Origin of the sequence: Micromonospora lupini (assembly GCF_026342015.1) — a bacterium.
GTDB lineage: Bacteria > Actinomycetota > Actinomycetes > Mycobacteriales > Micromonosporaceae > Micromonospora > Micromonospora lupini_B.
The window spans coordinates 1545692-1561927 of record NZ_JAPENL010000002.1; the positions used below are offsets into that span (position 1 = coordinate 1545692).

Here is a 16236-nt window from a genome sequence, read left to right on the forward strand (position 1 = left end):
TTCTGGAGGCGGAAAAGATGCCAGCGATCGTGCTCATCGGCGCTCAGTGGGGCGACGAGGGCAAGGGCAAGGTTACCGACCTGCTGGGTGAGCGGGTCGACTACGTCGTGCGCTACTCCGGCGGCAACAACGCCGGGCACACGGTCATCACCCCGGACGGCCAGAAGTACGCGCTGCACCTGATGCCCTCCGGGGCGCTTTCGCCGAGCGCGATGATCGTCATCGGCAACGGTGTGGTGGTCGACCCGAAGGTGCTGCTCGCCGAGATCGACGGTCTCGCCGAGCGTGGCGTGGACGTGTCCCGGCTGCGGATCTCCGGTGACGCGCACCTCATCATGCCGCACCACCGTGCGCTGGACCGGGTGGTCGAGCGGTACCTCGGCTCGTCCCGGATCGGCACCACCGGTCGGGGCATCGGCCCTGCGTACGGCGACAAGGTCGCCCGGATGGGCATCCGCCTTCAGGATCTGCTCGACCCGGGCATCCTGCGCAAGAAGCTGGAACTCGCGCTGCGCGAGAAGAACCAGATGCTGTTCAAGGTCTACAACCGCAAGGCGATCGACCTTGAGGCCACCGTCGAGGAGTACCTGGAGTACGCGGAGCGGCTCACGCCGTACATCGCCGAGACCCGGGCCATGCTCTGGGACGCCCTGGACCGGGGCGAGACGGTGCTCCTGGAGGGCGCCCAGGCGACCATGCTGGACATGGACCACGGCACCTACCCCTTCGTGACGTCGTCCAACCCGACGGCCGGTGGCGCCTGCGTGGGCGCCGGGATCCCGCCTACCGCGATCACCCAGGTGATCGCGGTGAGCAAGGCGTACACCACCCGGGTCGGCTCGGGACCGTTCCCGACGGAGCTGTTCGACGCCAACGGCGCGCACCTGCGCAAGATCGGTGCGGAGTACGGCACCACCACCGGCCGGGAGCGCCGGTGCGGATGGTTCGACGCGGTCGTGGCCCGCTACGCCTGCCGCCTCAACGGCGTCACCGACCTGGTCATCACCAAGCTGGACGTGCTCACCGGGCTGCCCAAGGTGCCGATCTGCGTCGGGTACGAGATCAACGGCAAGCGGGTCGACGACATGCCGATGAGCCAGACGGACTTCCACCACGCCACGCCCATCTACGAGGAGCTGGACGGGTGGTGGGAGGACATCACCAAGGCCCGCACCGTCGACGAGCTGCCGGAGAACGCCCGCCGCTACATCGCCCGGGTAGAGGAACTCTGCAACACGAGGGTGAGCGTCATCGGCGTAGGCCCAGGCCGAGAAGAAAACGTAGTCCAACACCCCCTCCTCCCCTAACCCCACCCCCCGGGGGCCCCGCCCCATCGCCTTGTCGATCAAGAGGTTTGCGTCAAAATCCTGCGCGGATTTGACGCAAACCTCTTGATCACCGGGGCGGGGCGGGGCGGGCCGGCCGCACCGGGGCGGGGTGGGCCGGGGCCGGGTGGGCTGCGGTGGGCTGGGGGTTATCCACAGGGGGCCGGGGGTTGTCCACAGGGGCTTCGGTGGGGATGGGTTGGTGGGCAGGGTGTTGGTGTGGGAGCACACCAACTTCTCTGCCAGGTCGCGGCCGGGCAGGACGGGATGGTCACCCTGGCGCAGGCGCTGCGCGCGGGTCTGACCAGGGGCCAGGTCCGGCAGTTGTGTCGGTCGGGCAGGTGGCGACGGCTGCTGCGCGGCTGCTTCGTGCCGGACGCGGAGCCGAGCGATTCGACGCTGCGGCGGGCCCGTGTCCGGGCGGCGGTCGTGGGGCTGGGCCCGGGGGCATTCGCCGTCCTCGACACGGCGTTGGAGCTGCATGGCATCGCCGGTCTACGCCGTACCCCTCTGGTCCACGTCTCGGTGCCGGTTGATCGACCTCGGCCTCAGCGTGCTCTCGCGCCGTGGCTCGTCGTACACCAGGTGACCGTGCCTCCCGGTGACATCATCGAGGTCGCGGGTGTGCGCGCGACCTCGCCGCTCTGCACGGTCTCGGACGTCATTCTCCGGGTTGACCGTTACCCGGCCGTCTCGGTCCTTGACTCGGCCCTGAACCAGGGCCGCATCACCACCGCCCAGATGGCGGTGATCCCGAGCCTGATCGGGGGCCGACGGGGTGCGGTCGCGGCACGTGGCCATCTCGTCGAGGCGGACGGCCGGGCCCAGTCGCCGCTGGAGACACGAGCCAGGCTGCGGTGCGTGGACGGCCGGGTGCCGCCCGACACGCTGCAATTGGAGGTACGGGACGACGATGGATATCTGCTCGGCATCGGCGACCTGGGCTGGCGCGCTCCACGGGTGATCGCCGAAGCCGACGGGCGAGACGCGCACGGCACCCCGGAGGCCGCTTTCGCGGATCGCCGACGGCAGAACCGCCTGGTCAACGCCGGCTGGACCATCCTTCGCTTCACCTGGCAGGACACCCTCCACCCCGCGTACATCCCGCACACGGTCCGCGCGGCGATCGCGGCCGCCACTCAACGGAGGTGATCAAGAAGTTTGGGTCAGAGACGGGTCGATATCTGACGCAAACTTCTTGATCACCGGCGCTCTGGACGGAGGTGGGGGCGCGGGTGCGGTGGACAGTAGGATGTTTGGTTGTGCGGGTTCTTTTGGTGGGTGGTGGGGGGCGGGAGCATGCGCTCGCCCTTGGGCTGGTTGCCGATCCGGCTGTTTCGGCGCTGATTGCCGCGCCTGGTAACCCGGGCATCGCCTCGGTGGCCGAGGTGCGAGCCGCGAATGCCTCCGATCCGGCCGCGGTGGCCGCGTTGGCGGTGGAGACCGCCGCTGACCTGGTGGTGATCGGGCCGGAGGCGCCGCTCGTGGCCGGTGTCGCCGACGCGGTACGCGCCAAGGGCATCGCCGTGTTCGGCCCGTCGGCCGAGGCCGCCCAGTTGGAGGGCTCGAAGGCGTTCGCCAAGGACGTGATGACCGCCGCCGGTGTGCCTACCGCCCGGGCGTACGTCTGCACGGACGAGGAGAGCACCGCGCGAGCGCTTGACGAGTTGGGCACCCCGTACGTGGTGAAGGACGACGGTCTGGCCGCCGGCAAGGGCGTCGTGGTGACCGACGACCGGTCCGCCGCGTTGGCGCACGCCGCGGAGTGCGGCCGGGTCGTGGTCGAGGAGTTCCTCGACGGCCCGGAGGTCAGCCTGTTCGTGGTCACCGACGGCGAGGCGGCGCTGCCGCTGCTGCCCGCACAGGATTTCAAGCGGATCGGCGACGGCGACACCGGCCCGAACACGGGCGGCATGGGCGCGTACGCGCCGCTGCCCTGGGCCCCGTCCGACCTGGTGGACGACGTGATGCGCGACGTGGTCCACCCGACCCTCGCGGAGATGCGCCGCCGGGGAAACCCGTTCGCGGGCCTGCTCTACGTGGGCCTCGCGATGACGGCCACCGGCCCCCGGGTGATCGAGTTCAACGCGCGCTTCGGTGACCCGGAGACCCAGGTCGTGCTCGCCCTGCTGGAGACCCCGCTGGGTGGGCTGTTGCACGCGGCGGCCACCGGCACGCTGGCCGAGCACCCGCCGCTGCGGTGGCGGGACGGCAGCGCGGTCACCGTGGTGCTCGCCGCGCAGGGCTATCCGGCGGCGCCGCGTACCGGCGATGTGATCACCGGCGCGGATCGGCCGGGCATCATCCACGCGGGCACCGCCCGCCGGGCCGGCGACGGCGCGTTGCTGTCCGCCGGCGGCCGGGTCCTCTGCGGTACGGCCACCGGCCCCGACCTGGCGACCGCCCGGGATGCGGCGTACGCGCTGCTGGACGGGGTGGAGCTGGCCGGCTCGCAGCACCGCACCGACATCGCCGCAGCCGCGATCGACGGCCGGATCACGATTCCCAGCTGATTCCGGGCAACCCCCGCCCGTCCCGCCTCCGTTTGAGCGGTGAGATGAGGGGGTGGCGGTCTGCGGGTCGACGTCGATGGCAATACCGAGGCCGACAAAGGGTCTTCGAGCCTCACAGCTTGCTGACAACTCTTCGTGATCCTTGCTGCGCGTTCACGCTCGGCGTGGTGCGGCGAGGTACAGCTCGCTCAGCCGTGCTTTTCGCGGTATCGCTGAGTGGTGCTCAGCCGTAGTAGCGGCGTAGTTCCCGGGCGAGCACCTTGCCGGTGGCGTTGCGGGGTAGGTACTTCACCAACACCACGTCCCGGGGTACGGAGAACCGGGCCAGGTAGTGCCGGACGTACTCACGGACCGCCTCGGGGTCGAGGGTCTCGCCGGGGTGCAGGGCGAGGAACGCGGCCAGTCGCTGGCCGTACTCGGGGTCGGGTACGCCGATCACGGCGGCCTCGCGTACCTGCGGTAGTTGGGCGAGCAGGTCCTCCACCTCGGACGGGAAGACGTTCTCGCCACCCGAGACGATCATGTCGTCGGCCCGGCCGTCGACGAAGAGCAGCCCGTCGGCGTTGAGCCGGCCCAGGTCGCCGGTGTCGAGCAGGCCGTCGCGGGTCTCCCGGCTGGCACCTGAGGTGTAGCCCTCGAAGAGCATCTCGTTGCCGACGAAGATGCGGCCGACCCGTCCTTCCGGGACCGGCTGGCCGTCGGCGTCGATTATGTCCAGGCGGGTGCCGTGCGGCGGTCGGCCGGCCGTGGTGGGTGCCTGGCGCAGGTCCGGGGGGCCGGCGATGGACGCCCAGGAGACCTCGGTGGAGCCGTAGAGGTTGTAGAGGACGTCTCCGTACACGTCCATGAACTTCGGGGCGAGCCCGCCTGGCAGAGCCGATCCGCTGACCGCGACGACCCTGAGCGGGGGGCGCGGGTCCGGTGGGGGTACTTCCAGCAGCCGTTGGAGCATCACGGGTACGGCGAAGAGGGCGTCGCAGCGGTGTGTCACCAGGGCGGCGAGCGTGGCGGCCGGGTCGAAGCGGCGGTGCAGCACGATCGTGGCCCGCAGCGCGAAGCACACCTGGAGGGCGGCGAATCCCCAGGTGTGGAAGATCGGGGCGGCGATCAGCACCCGGTCCTTGGCGTGCAGTGGGATGCGGTCGATGATGGACACGAGAGGCCCGAAACCGCTGGGTGTGGGCCGGCGGGCGCCCTTGGGCGCGCCTGTGGTGCCCGAGGTGAGCACGATGATCCGGCCGTCGCGCTCCGGTGGGTGCAGCTCGCTGGGCAGCGCTCCGGCCACCAGCTCCTCGCGGGCGCGTTCGTCGAGGCGGGGCAGCTCGGCGGGGAGGCCGAGGACCCGTTCGGCGAACTCGTCGTCGTGCACCAGCAGCCGCAGCCGTTGCTCCTCGGCGACGGTGGACAGTTGGGCGGCGGAGAGCCCGGTGTTGACCAGGACCGCGTCGACGCCGAGCAGGGTCGCCGCGACGATGGTCTCGATCAGCCCGTGGTGGTTGCGGCACAGCACGCCGATCCGGTCGCCGGCCTGTACGCCGAGCCGGGACCGCATCGACCGGGCCATGCGTTCGGCCCGGTCGAGGAGCGTCTGGTAGGTCAGTTCGACGCCGTCCTCATCGATGATCGCCGGCCGACCGGGGTCTCGGGCGGCTGCCTGGCGTAGTTCGCCGGCGAGGCTCCACCCCCAGATGCGCAACGCGTTGAGCTGCGAGGCGATCCGGACGGGGCGGCCCGGCGTGAGCAGCCCGCGACGGGTCAGCGTGGCAACGATGAACGGCAGGTCCATGCCGCAGACCTCCTAGGGGTGGTACGCGGACGGGCAGTCGATCTCCCCGCCCGTCAGGGTGTCGTCCCTTGATCATGCACTGGGCGTGGCTGGGGGCCCAGTCGGCGTCGGCGTGGGGTGACGAAGACGGCACGGATCGTGGAATCCGCTGCCCTGCGGCCCCGCAGGCCGCCGTGGTCGGCGTAACCACGAGTCGAGTCTCGCCTGACCGTGGACCAAACAATGTAGGAGCGAATTACTGCCATTGTTGGAAATTGACACATTACTGCGTCGGTCGCGTCGAGCCGGAGCCGTTCAGTGAACATAAACAGTTCTTCCAGACCGTCCGCGTATGTTCATGAACGAAGGCCAGCGATGGAAAGGGCGTCGAGCGCTTCCATCGCCCACGTAGCGCTTCGGAAAATTTGGAGGTTCGGTGAACCTGTTGAAAATGCGTACTCTCGCCGCAGGGGCAGGAATCGTCGTAGCCGTGACCGGCTCCCTCTTCGCGATTTCCTCGCCCGCCTCGGCGGACTACGCGTGCCCGGCGCGGCAGGTGTGTTTCTTCCAGGACAAGGACGGCCACGGTAGCCCGGGCACGCTGGCGGGTCTGGTCCAGGGTGGCGGTGGCGTCGCCAACTTCTCTGATCACAAGTTCCACAACGGTGTGAACCTCAATGACCAGGCGTCCTCCGTCTTCAACAACACCAATCAGTACCTGGGGGTCTTCGAACACAACAACTACGGTGGGCGGTGGCAGCGGGTCAAGCCGTACGGGTGGGCCAATTTCGGGGGCGATGTCAAGAATGACAGCGCCTCGTCCGCCCGGTTCGTCGACGAGGGATGCACGCCGGGGCCGGAGTGGTGCCTTTAGGCGCCCAGGTCTTATCGTCGCGACCCAGCGGTAGAGCGAGGGCCGGAATTCCCGGCCCTCGCTCTGCAGTTCTACGGTCAGCGGATCTGCATACCGGAGATCGCCCGGGAGATGACCAGTCGCTGGATTTCGGACGTACCCTCGAAAATGGTGTAGATCTTGGCGTCGCGGTACCAGCGTTCGACGGGGTGGTCGCGGAGGAAGCCGGCCCCGCCGAGCAGCTGCACCGCCTTCTCGGTGACCGACACCGCCACTTCGCCGGCCTTGAGCTTGGACATCGAGCCCTCGCCCCCGGTGAACGGGCGGTTGTTGCGGCCCATCCAGGAGGCACGCCAGACCAGCAGCCGGGCCGCGTCGATCTCCATCCGCATGTCGGCGAGCGCGAACGCGACGGCCTGGTTCTCGATGATCGGCCGACCGAACTGGACCCGGTCCCTGGCGTAGTCCAGGGCGTACTCGTAGGCGGCCCGGGCCACGCCGAGCGCCTGCGCGCCGACAGTGGGTCGGGACAGCTCGAAGGTGCGCATCGCGGCCTGCCCGCTGGCCCGTTGACCGGAGCGGGCGCGGTCCAGGCGTTCCCGCAGGGCGTCGCGTCCGCCGAGCAGGCAGCGGCCGGGCACACGTACGTCCTCGAGGAACACGTCGGCGGTGTGTGACGCGCGCAGGCCGAGTTTGCGCAGCTTGCGGGTCGCGGCCAGGCCGGGGGTGCCGGGCGGTACGACGAACGCCGCCTGCCCCCGGGAGCCGAGCGTGGGGTCGATCGAGGCGGTGACCACGTGCACTCCGGCGATGCCGCCGTTTGTGGCGTACGCCTTCTGGCCGGTGAGCACCCACTCGTCGGTGGCCTCGTCGTAGACGGCCCGGGTGCGCATCGCGCCGACGTCGGAGCCGGCCTCGGGTTCGCTTGTGCAGAACGCGGCGACGGCCGGGGAGTCGACGTCACCGAAGCACTGTGGCACCCACTCGACCATCTGGTCGGGGGTGCCGGCGCCGTAGATGGCGGCGACGGCGAGCGAGGTGCCGAAGATACTCAGGCCGATGCCGGCGTCACCCCAGAAGAGTTCCTCGCTGGCGATCGGCAGGGAGAGCCCGGTCGGGTCTGCCCAGCAGGTGGCGAGGAACTCGAAGCCGTAGAGGCCGACCTTGGCTGCCTCCTGGATCACCGGCCACGGGGTGTCCTCGCGTTCGTCCCACTCGGCGGCGGCCGGGCGCACGACCTCGGCGGCGAAGCCGTGCACCCAGTCGCGTAGATCCCGCTGTTCCTCGTTCAGGTCGAGCGAGAACTCAGCCATGTCAGGCCTTGGGGATGTCGAACAGGTTCGCGATGTTGGCGGCGAGGCCGAGGTCGCCCTTGGCCTTGAGCTTGCCGGTCATGAACATCATCACCGGGTTGGCGCCACCGGAGACGATCTTCAGGAACTCCACCGGGCCCATGGTCAGGCTCAACTTCGGGTCGTGCTGCGGGGTCTCGTTCACTTCGCACTTGCCGTCGGCGATGACCACCTCGTAGGTGTCGCTGCCGCCGTCCGGACGACCTGTGATGATCCAGTGGATGACCGCGTTGGTCGAGCCGGCCCGGTCCGCGCGGAACAGCGACGGCATCCGGCCGAACACCTCACCGAGGACCTTGCCGCGCAGGTCGCCGGCCATCACCTGGGCGATCTTGTCGTCCGGGGTGGACTTGACCAGCTGGGCGAACTCCTTGGGGCCGACGTTGGCGAAGGTGGCCGGGTCGAAGTCAGTCATGAGGTGCGCCTTCCGGAAGATTTGGCTACTCGCGCGTAACCCTACGCACGAGTAGGTATGCTCGCAAGGTGTCCAGTGTCCCTGCCTTCAAGCGTCTGCCACGCGCCGTCCGCGAGCAGCAGATGCTCGACGCGGCCGTGAAGGTCTTCTCCCGGCGCGGCTTTCACGCCGCCAGCATGGACGAGATCGCGGAGGACGCCGGCATCTCCAAGCCCATGGTGTACGCGTACCTCGGCACCAAGGAGGAACTCTTCGTCGCCTGCCTGCACCGGGAGGGCACCCGGATGATGCAGGCCATCGCCGGTGCCGCCGCCCCCGACCTGCCGGCCGACGAACGGCTCTGGCGTGGCCTGCGGGCGTTCTTCGGCTTCGTCGGCGCGCACCGCGACGGTTGGGCGGTGCTCTACCGACAGGCCCGGGGCGAGCAGCCGTTCGCCGGCGAGCTGGCCACCATGCGGGCCCGGCTTGTCGAGGTGGTCGCCGGAATGCTCGACCACGCGCTACGCGCCGAGGGTCGCGAGATCGCCGCCATCGACCTGGAGGTCGTCGCGTACGCCCTGGTCGGCGCAACCGAGTCGCTCGCCGACTGGCTCGCGGACCACCCGGAGGCCGACCCGGAGAAGACTGCCACCCGGATGATGAACGTGGCCTGGCTCGGTGCCGCCCAACTCCTGCACGGCGTCACCTGGCGTCCGCCGACCGACTGACGGCCTCGGCGGAGACAGCGTCGCTGACCGGCTCGCCGGACCGGCGGCGGTTCCGGAGCCAACGAACCACCTCGACGACCGCCGTCACCGTCAGGGCGAGGCCCAGACCGAGCAGGAGACCACGCAGCGGATCCTGCTCGAAGGCCAGCCCCCCGACGTAGCCGACAAGCGCCGAGTAGAGCCCCCACGAGCTGGCGGCCAGCGCGTCGAAGGCCAGGAACCGTCGCCTCGGATAGCGCACCGCACCCATGGTGAGGGTGACAGCGGTCCGGCCGCCCGGAATGTAGCGGGCCACGGTGAGGATCAGACCGCCCCGGGTGGCGATCCCCCGACGGGCCCGGTCGACGGCGGCTCGGCGTCGACCGTCGGGCGGCAGCCGGTCGAGCAGCCGCGTGCCACCGCCCCGCCCGATGGCGTACGAGATGTGGTCGCCGACCAGCGCCCCGGCGGCGGCCACCACGATCACTGCCGGCAGGTACGGCGCTCCGGAGGCCGCGAACACCCCCGCGGTGATCACCGCCGTCTCGCTCGGCACCACCGGGAAGAAGCCGTCGAGCACCGCGATGGCGAAGATCGCCAGGTACACCCAGGGCGAGGACATCGTGTCGTGCAGCAGGTCGAGCAGATCCATGGTCCCGATGCTTGTGTGGGCGGCGGCAACCGACATCGGCCAGTGGTCAGGCAGGCACCACTACTTAGGTAGCGGCCGGCCCGGACGGTGGGTAGGGGTCTTCCCCCAGCCCACCCCTGTTCGACGGCGCGGGACGGGCCAACCCGACCGGGAAGCCCTACGCTCACCGCGTGGCCTCCAGCGCCGTCGCCCGTGGGCGGGTCGTCCATCGGTACGCCCCGCCGCTGCTCGCCGTCCTGGTCGCCGCGGCCGTGTGGGCAAGCGCGACAGGTGACATCGGGGTCCGTTCGCCGCTGCCGGGCGCGGTCGTGCTGCTTGTCGCACTGGGCTCGGCGTGGGCCGCGGGCACGATCCGGACCCGTCGCTGGCCGTTGTTCCTGGCCGCGGCGGTCGGCTGGCTGGTGCTCGCCGCGGCGGCCGCCGGGGTGCTGGCGTCGTACCAGGCCGGTCTGCGGTTGCGTGGTCGCCAACTCGTCGGCTACCTCGCCGGCGCGGCGGTGGTGCTGACCGGCGGGGTGCTGGTCGGGCTTGCGGTGGGTGGTGTACGCCGGATCACCACCGCCAGCACCGGCAACGTGCTGCTGCTCGCCGCCTGTCTGGTGGGGCTGCCGTTGGTCTTCGGCCTCTGGGTGCGGGCCCGTCAGGACACGCTCGCCGCGCTGCGGGACCGCGCCGAGCGGCTGGAACGCGAGCAGGAGGCCCGCGCCGACCGGGTTCGCGCCGAGGAGCGGACCCGGATCGCCCGGGAGATGCACGACGTGGTGGCGCACCGGGTGTCGCTGATGGTGGTGCATGCCGGGGCGCTGGAGGTGACCGCCGTGGACCCGGCGACCGTCGAGGCCGCCGCGCTGATCCGGACGACCGGCCGGCAGGCGCTCACCGACCTGCGCGAGGTGCTGGGTGTGCTGCGGCAGGCCGGCCCGGCCGTGACGCCGGAGCGAGGGCTCGACACGTTGGACGAGTTGATCGGGGAGTCCCGTGCCGCCGGGCTGCGGGTGACCCGGCAGGACGAGGGCGTACCGACGGCGCTACCGGCGACGCTGGGGCGTACCGCGTACCGGGTGGTCCGTGAGGCGCTGACGAACGTGCGCAAGCACGCGGCCGACGCCGAGACGACAGTCTGCCTGCGCTACCTGCCCGACGGGCTGGAGGTGGTGGTCCGCAACGGCCCGTCCGGGGGCGGGTCGGCGCTGCCCGGCGCCGGGCAGGGGCTGCTGGGGCTACGGGAACGGGTCGAGCTGCTCGGCGGCCGGTTGGAGGCAACTCCCGTGAACGGCGGCTTCCTGGTCCGGGCCCTGATCCCGCTTGCGGGTGCGGCGTGATCCGGGTGGTGGTTGTCGACGACGAGCAACTGGTCCGGGCCGGGCTGCGGTTGATCCTGGAGGCGGCGGAGGACATCACCGTCGTCGGTGAGGCAGGGGACGGCGTCGGCGCGCTGGAGCAGGCCCAGCGTCTGCGCCCCGACGTGGTGCTGCTCGACGTGCGGATGCCTGGCGTCGACGGGCTGACAGTCGCGCCCGAGGTGGTCGCCGCCGGCCCGAAGGTGATCATGTTGACCACCTTCGACCTCGACGAGTACGTGCATCGGGCGCTGCGGGCAGGCGCGGTCGGGTTCCTGCTCAAGGACACCCCGCCCCGCGAGTTGGCCGCCGCCGTCCGTACGGTCGCCGCCGGGAACGCCATGCTCGCCCCGACTGTGACCCGGCGCCTGATCAGCTCGTTCGCCGAGCGTGGTCCGGCCCGCCGGGACGCGGCCCGTGAGCGGTTGGTGTCGCTTACCGAGCGGGAGCTGGTGATCGTCCGGGAGGTGGCGCGCGGGCTCGGCAACGCGGAGATCGGCCGGCGGTTGACGATGAGCGAGGCCACCGTGAAGGCACACGTCAGCCGGGCGCTGGCGAAACTCCACGCGGGCAACCGGGTGCAGTTGGCCATCCTGGTGCACGACGCCGACCTGCTGTGACGGCTGTCAGGTCGATCCGCCCGGTCGGTCGCGGGCGGCGGCGCGGCGGTGCGCCAGGCGGCGCAACCAGCGGACGCCCTCGATGCCCAGCGTGACGAGCACCGAGAGGCCGAGCCCGGCGAGGACGCCCTTGACGGGGTGGCGCTCGAAGGCCAGCCCACCGAAGTAGCCGAGCAGTCCGCAGTACAGGGCCCAGGTGACCGCCGCGATCGCGTCGTAGAACAGGAACGGCCGGCGGGGATACCGCACCGCGCCCATGGTGAGGGTGACCGCGGTCCGGCCACCCGGCAGATAGCGGGAGGTGGTCAGGATCAGCCCGCCACGCTGGTCCAGGGCACGGCGGGCCCACTCGGAGCTGGCCCGCCGTCGGCTGCCGTCGGGAAATCCGGCGAGCCGGTTCGCGCCGCCACCGCGCCCGATGGCGTACGAGACGTGGTCGCCGGCGCAGGCGCCCACCGCGGCGGCGACGATCACCGCTGGCAGATTGGGGTTTCCGCTTGTGGCGAGCACGGCGGCGGTGATGACTGCCGCCTCGCCGGGTACGGCCGGGAAGAACGCGTCGACCGCCGTGAGCCCGAAGATCAGCAGGTACACCCATGGTGAGGTGACCAGCTGTCGGAGCAGGTCGAGCGCGGAGTCCATGCCCCCATGCTCGCCGGGCGCGAGCCGCCCGGTGGCCGAGTCGGCGGATCACCCCCTCCGGTCCCGCGCGTCAGGCCGAGCGTGCCAGCTCGGGTGCGGCGAGCAGCGGACCGTGGGTCCTCTTGTCGTCGGCGGTGGGACCGCGCGAGGTCAGCACCACCGGGGCGTCCAGCTCCGTGCCGACCGCCTCGGCCCAGTCGCGCGGCGGATCGTCGTAGAGCGGGCGGGAGCGCAGCAGGCGCGCGGTGAGCGCGGTCTGTCGGTCCAGGTCGCCGGGTGGGCCGGGGTCGAGCCGGTCGGTGGTGTCGTAGCGGCGGCAGATCCGCAGGTCGGGGCCTGCGAGGTCGAGGTGGGTAAGCGCCAGGCCGTCGACCCCGCCGGCAGCGGCGAGGGCGTACCGGTGGGCGACCGCGTCGAAGTGGCCGAACCGGAACCGGCCCTGCCAGGGGTTCGTGGGGTTGTGGCTGTCAACGAGCGGCAGGGCCGGATCCTCGGTCACCAGCGGGCCGGCGCCGTGTCGGGTGGTGACGATCCGCAGCACCCCGATCCGGGTCGCGCCGCCGGGCTGGCCCGCCTCGGCGAGCAGGCTCTCGACGTTGGCGAACGTGGTGGTGCTCCACGTGGTGTACGGGTGGAAGCCGTGCCACTCGTCGAGCAGCACCCCCTGCGCGCCCTCGAACACGCAGGTGCCGGAGCGCAGCGCCCCGGCGAGCCAGCTCGCGTCGACGATCGCGACCCGCCCGGCGAACCCGGTGAACGCGGGCAGGCAGTCCTCGACCGGTGGCGCGTCCAGCGGGCCCAGCTCGGCGGTCAACCGGTCCCGCAGGACTGTCAGCCGACGGCGCAGCAGTGCCGGGCTGCGGCAGTCGGCGACCCGGGGCGCGTCGTCGGGGTGGGCGAGACCGTACGCCACGGCCTCGCCCACCCCCAGCCCGCAGGAGCCGTGCCGGTCGGCTCCCCGGGCGATCTCCCGGGCCCGGTTGGCGGCCCGGTGGTACGGGGTGGCGAGCAGCGCGTCCCCGTCGACCGTCAGCCGGTCGAGCGCGTCGGGCACCCCGACCGTGGCGAGATGGTCGGCCTCGGCGGCCAGCGCCAACGGGTCCACCACCACGTGCCGGGACAGGTGCGTACCGACACCGGGATGGAACGTTCCCGCGCCGAACTGCGCGAACGTGTGGTGCCGCCCGTCGCGCAGCACGACGTTGTGCGCCGCCTGCGCGCCCCCGTTGAAGCGGATCACCGTGTGCACCCGGCGGGTGGCGCAGAGCCAGTCCACGATCGTGCCCTTGCCGGCGTCGCCGTAGCCGAGGTCGACCACCGCCACATGCCTCACAGCCTCCTCACCCCGCCTGTGGTGTCGCGGAACGCCGGCAGCGTCGACACCTCGGCCCGCCGCCCTCGGCCGAGGCGGGCCAGGGCCTTCGACACGGTGCCGGTGGCGGCAGAACCGGCGTGGTCCAGGTGGCGCAGGCCCTCGTCCAGGTCGATGGCCTGCTCGCCGAGGCCGATGGTGAGCGCGATGGTCTCGCAGACGGCGTCCAGGTCGTCGAGCACGACGGCGTTCTGCCCGAGCAGGTCGCGCCAGAAGTCGAGCACCGTGGCGTTGCCGGCGTAGTGGCTGCCGGCGGGGAGCAGATAGTAGGTGTCCCAGCGGCGGGTCACCTCGTCGACGACCTGCCGCAGCGGCACGTCCTCGCCCAGGTCGTCGCCGATCAGGCCGGCCACCTCACGGGCCTTCACCTGCGGGTACGCCAGCTCGTCGCCGATGATGAACAGATAGCCACGCCGGCCGCGCTTGTCCCAGTTGTCGGTGACTGTGTGCCGGGCCATGAAGTACAGGGCCAGTTCGTACGACTCGCTCATCTGCCCGCCGCCACCGCCCTCAAGCACGATGCGGCCCAGGTCGTCGTCCATCCGGTTGTCCGACTCGAACTGGCCGACCTGCAACGGCACGCGGTCACAGGTGGCGTCGCCGATCGCGCCGAACATGATCTGTGGGTCGCTGGCGTACCCCTGCCGCTGCAGCAGCCCGAGAAGCTGCGGCAGCTTGGTCTGCAGGGCGCGTGGCACCCTGCGCATCGAGCCGGTCACGTCGAAGAGCACCGCGATTGGCGTCGACTGCGGGTGCTCGTCGGAGTCGCGGCTCTCCCGGCTCGCGTCGCGGGGGTCGAGCGCGGGGTGCACGGTGCGCGCCCCGCTGTCGCTGTAGGAGAACGCGCTGCGGCCGGTGGAGCGCCGGTAGCGGTCGGCGGCGTCGTACACGTCGGTGGACCAGATTCCACTGCCCATGACAGCAGCTCCTTAGGGGGTGAGGGTGAAGGGTCGGAAGGTGCGTGGCCCGTAGAGCCGGTCCAGCACCTGGTCGAGTTCGCGCAGCAGACGCCAGGCGTCGTCGGGCCGGCCGTCCAGGGACCGCTGCCGGCAACCCTGCGCGAAGGTGTGCAGCTCGCGGGGCGCGCGCGGCCCCATCAGCCAGCTCATGCAGCGGCTGGCCATCGCGATGTCGGTCCCCGGGCCGCAGGGCCGCCTGCGGAGGATCTCGTCCGGGTACCACTCCTCCTGGCCGGGCACCAGCGCCGGGATCGTGCTGCCCACGGCCGCGGAGAAGCACCAGTCGACGAGCACGACGCCGTGGGCGTCCGGCTCGATCAGCACGTGTCGCGGCAGGACCGCGCCGTGCACCAGGCCCGCACGGTGGGCCAGGCCGAGCACCACAAGCAGCCGCCGCCACATCCAGGCCACGTCCCGGGCGTCCAACCCGTCGGGGTACGCGCGCCGCACCTCGTCCAGGTCGTGCAGGCCGGGTGCGGTGGCGAGCACTGTGATCCGCCGTTCGGCGCCGGAGGTGGCATCGCGGTGCGGGAACTCGTCGACGAGTCGGGGCACGTACGGCAGGTAGCGCGGGTCGCCGCGCTCGGCGATGGTGCGCAGCGCGTGTGCCTCGCGGGCCATCAGGTCGTTGTCGGTGGGCCGTCGGGGGAGCTTGAGCAGCCGGTCGTCGCCGACGTCGTAGAGGTCGGCCAGGTCACCCGAGTGGGCAGGCGTGCCGAGGCGGTAGTCGCCGAGGACGGTGACCCGCCGGGCCTGCCACCGGGTGGTGACGTGGACGAAGGCGTCGAGGGCTTCGGCGCGTACCGCAGGGTCGGCCGGCAGGCGGTCGGGGTGCAGGGCCGCGACCAGCTCGCGGTAGCGGCGGGCCGGCTGGTCCGCGCCGAACAGTTCGGCGTCGGTGCCTGCCGCCGCGACCAGGTCGATGGCCTCGGTCGCCCTCATCGCACCGTCTCCTCGCGGGCGGGGCGCAGTAGCGCCGGGTGCAGCAGGCGGGCGTCGCCGGCCCGGTAGAGGCGGGCGCGCGGGCCGCCGCGGGCGCCACCGCGCTCGGTGCTGGCGCCGGTGCTCTCCACGAAGCCCGGGACGGAGAGCACCTTGCGGTGGAAGTTGCCGGCGTGCAGCGGGTGCCCCCACACCGTCTCGTAGACGGCGCGCAGCTCGCTGATGGTGAACTCGGCGGCGAGGAAGCGGGTGGCGAGCGGCGTGTACTCCAGCTTGGACCGGGCCCGCTCCAACGCGTCGTCGATGATCCGGCCGTGGTCGAAGGCGAGCTGCCGGCTGCTCAACGCGGTCATCGGCAGCCAGATCGCCTCGTCGGCGTCGGTGCCGGCCGCCGGATCGGGCAGGTCGGGGGCGAACGCGAGGTGGGCGATCGAGACGACACGCATCCGCGGGTCACGGTCGGGAGCGCCGTAGCTGCCCAACTGCTCCAGGTGTACGCGGCGCAGCGCCTCGCCGCCGAGCCCGGTCTCCTCGGCCAGCTCCCGTCGGGCGCCGGCGGTCAGGTCCTCGTCGGGGCGAACGAACCCGCCGGGCAGCGCCCAGTGCCCCGCGAAGGGCGCCTCGCCGCGCCGGATCAGCAGCAGGTGCAGCGCGCCGTCGCGGATGGTCAGGGCCACCACGTCGACTGTCACGGCGACCGACGGGTAGTCCCGCGGGTCGTACGCGGCCAGGAACTCCTGCTCGTTCATCGCGTCTCTCTCACTCTGAGAACATCTCGATGTGAGAACAACTTAGCGCAT

At 71.5% G+C, this 16236-nt stretch carries 16 protein-coding genes; 7 read left to right on the forward strand and 9 right to left on the reverse strand.

The window, feature by feature from the left end; genetic code table 11:
* The first annotated feature begins 17 nt into the window (after nucleotides 1-17).
* The 3 genes from OOJ91_RS22025 to purD all read left to right on the forward strand — a co-directional run bounded on the left by OOJ91_RS22025 (nucleotide 18) and on the right by purD (nucleotide 3838).
* Nucleotides 18-1307, forward strand: a complete 1290-nt coding sequence (locus OOJ91_RS22025; RefSeq protein WP_266247787.1) for an adenylosuccinate synthase — start codon at nucleotides 18-20, stop codon at nucleotides 1305-1307.
* A gap of 237 nt (nucleotides 1308-1544) precedes the next feature.
* Complete coding sequence (locus tag OOJ91_RS22030) at nucleotides 1545-2477, forward strand: type IV toxin-antitoxin system AbiEi family antitoxin domain-containing protein (RefSeq protein ID WP_266247789.1); 933 nt, start codon at nucleotides 1545-1547, stop codon at nucleotides 2475-2477.
* Between the two features lie 110 nt (nucleotides 2478-2587).
* The gene (gene purD / locus OOJ91_RS22035; protein WP_266247791.1) at nucleotides 2588-3838 is read left to right on the forward strand and encodes a phosphoribosylamine--glycine ligase; all 1251 of its coding nucleotides are present in this window, start codon (nucleotides 2588-2590) and stop codon (nucleotides 3836-3838) included.
* 223 nt (nucleotides 3839-4061) lie between these two features.
* On the opposite strand, the gene OOJ91_RS22040 is transcribed toward purD, so the two are convergent.
* Complete coding sequence (locus OOJ91_RS22040) at nucleotides 4062-5624, reverse strand: AMP-binding protein (protein ID WP_266247792.1); 1563 nt, start codon at nucleotides 5622-5624, stop codon at nucleotides 4062-4064.
* A gap of 415 nt (nucleotides 5625-6039) precedes the next feature.
* Here OOJ91_RS22040 and OOJ91_RS22045 point away from each other — a divergent pair, with 415 nt between their 5' ends.
* Nucleotides 6040-6477, forward strand: a complete 438-nt coding sequence (locus OOJ91_RS22045; protein ID WP_266247793.1) for a peptidase inhibitor family I36 protein — start codon at nucleotides 6040-6042, stop codon at nucleotides 6475-6477.
* A 77-nt stretch (nucleotides 6478-6554) separates the two neighbouring features.
* Here OOJ91_RS22045 and OOJ91_RS22050 read toward each other — a convergent pair whose 3' ends face one another.
* Together OOJ91_RS22050 and OOJ91_RS22055 are read right to left on the reverse strand one after the other, a co-directional pair.
* Nucleotides 6555-7769, reverse strand: coding sequence for an acyl-CoA dehydrogenase family protein (locus tag OOJ91_RS22050; protein WP_266247795.1), 1215 nt, complete (start codon nucleotides 7767-7769; stop codon nucleotides 6555-6557).
* A gap of 1 nt (nucleotide 7770) precedes the next feature.
* Nucleotides 7771-8223 (reverse strand): SCP2 sterol-binding domain-containing protein, encoded by a 453-nt coding sequence (locus tag OOJ91_RS22055; protein ID WP_007454286.1) that lies wholly within the window; start codon nucleotides 8221-8223, stop codon nucleotides 7771-7773.
* Between the two features lie 68 nt (nucleotides 8224-8291).
* Here OOJ91_RS22055 and OOJ91_RS22060 point away from each other — a divergent pair, with 68 nt between their 5' ends.
* A complete protein-coding gene (locus OOJ91_RS22060; protein ID WP_007454287.1) occupies nucleotides 8292-8930 on the forward strand; it encodes a TetR/AcrR family transcriptional regulator in 639 nt (212 codons plus the stop codon).
* Here the strand turns inward: OOJ91_RS22060 and OOJ91_RS22065 are convergent.
* On the reverse strand, nucleotides 8905-9561 hold the full coding sequence (locus OOJ91_RS22065) for a DedA family protein (RefSeq protein ID WP_266247798.1): 657 nt from the start codon (nucleotides 9559-9561) through the stop codon (nucleotides 8905-8907). The two genes, OOJ91_RS22060 and OOJ91_RS22065, sit on opposite strands and share 26 nt — an antisense overlap.
* Before the next feature lie 170 nt (nucleotides 9562-9731).
* Between OOJ91_RS22065 and OOJ91_RS22070 the strand changes: the two genes are divergently transcribed.
* The gene (locus tag OOJ91_RS22070; RefSeq protein WP_266247799.1) at nucleotides 9732-10883 is read left to right on the forward strand and encodes a sensor histidine kinase; all 1152 of its coding nucleotides are present in this window, start codon (nucleotides 9732-9734) and stop codon (nucleotides 10881-10883) included.
* A complete protein-coding gene (locus OOJ91_RS22075; protein ID WP_266247800.1) occupies nucleotides 10880-11521 on the forward strand; it encodes a response regulator in 642 nt (213 codons plus the stop codon). The genes OOJ91_RS22070 and OOJ91_RS22075 overlap by 4 nt, the downstream gene beginning before the upstream one ends.
* A 6-nt stretch (nucleotides 11522-11527) precedes the next feature.
* Here the strand turns inward: OOJ91_RS22075 and OOJ91_RS22080 are convergent, their stop codons facing one another.
* The 5 genes from OOJ91_RS22080 to OOJ91_RS22100 all read right to left on the reverse strand — a co-directional run bounded on the left by OOJ91_RS22080 (nucleotide 11528) and on the right by OOJ91_RS22100 (nucleotide 16185).
* Nucleotides 11528-12163, reverse strand: a complete 636-nt coding sequence (locus OOJ91_RS22080) for a DedA family protein (RefSeq protein WP_266247802.1) — start codon at nucleotides 12161-12163, stop codon at nucleotides 11528-11530.
* Between the two features lie 70 nt (nucleotides 12164-12233).
* Complete coding sequence (locus tag OOJ91_RS22085) at nucleotides 12234-13496, reverse strand: adenylosuccinate synthetase (RefSeq protein ID WP_266247804.1); 1263 nt, start codon at nucleotides 13494-13496, stop codon at nucleotides 12234-12236.
* Nucleotides 13493-14452, reverse strand: a complete 960-nt coding sequence (locus tag OOJ91_RS22090) for a hypothetical protein (protein WP_266247805.1) — start codon at nucleotides 14450-14452, stop codon at nucleotides 13493-13495. Before OOJ91_RS22090 ends, OOJ91_RS22085 begins: the two co-directional genes overlap by 4 nt.
* A gap of 12 nt (nucleotides 14453-14464) precedes the next feature.
* Nucleotides 14465-15436, reverse strand: a complete 972-nt coding sequence (locus OOJ91_RS22095) for a serine/threonine protein kinase (protein ID WP_266247806.1) — start codon at nucleotides 15434-15436, stop codon at nucleotides 14465-14467.
* Nucleotides 15433-16185, reverse strand: a complete 753-nt coding sequence (locus OOJ91_RS22100) for an NUDIX hydrolase (protein ID WP_266247807.1) — start codon at nucleotides 16183-16185, stop codon at nucleotides 15433-15435. Before OOJ91_RS22100 ends, OOJ91_RS22095 begins: the two co-directional genes overlap by 4 nt.
* Nucleotides 16186-16236: the final 51 nt, after the last annotated feature.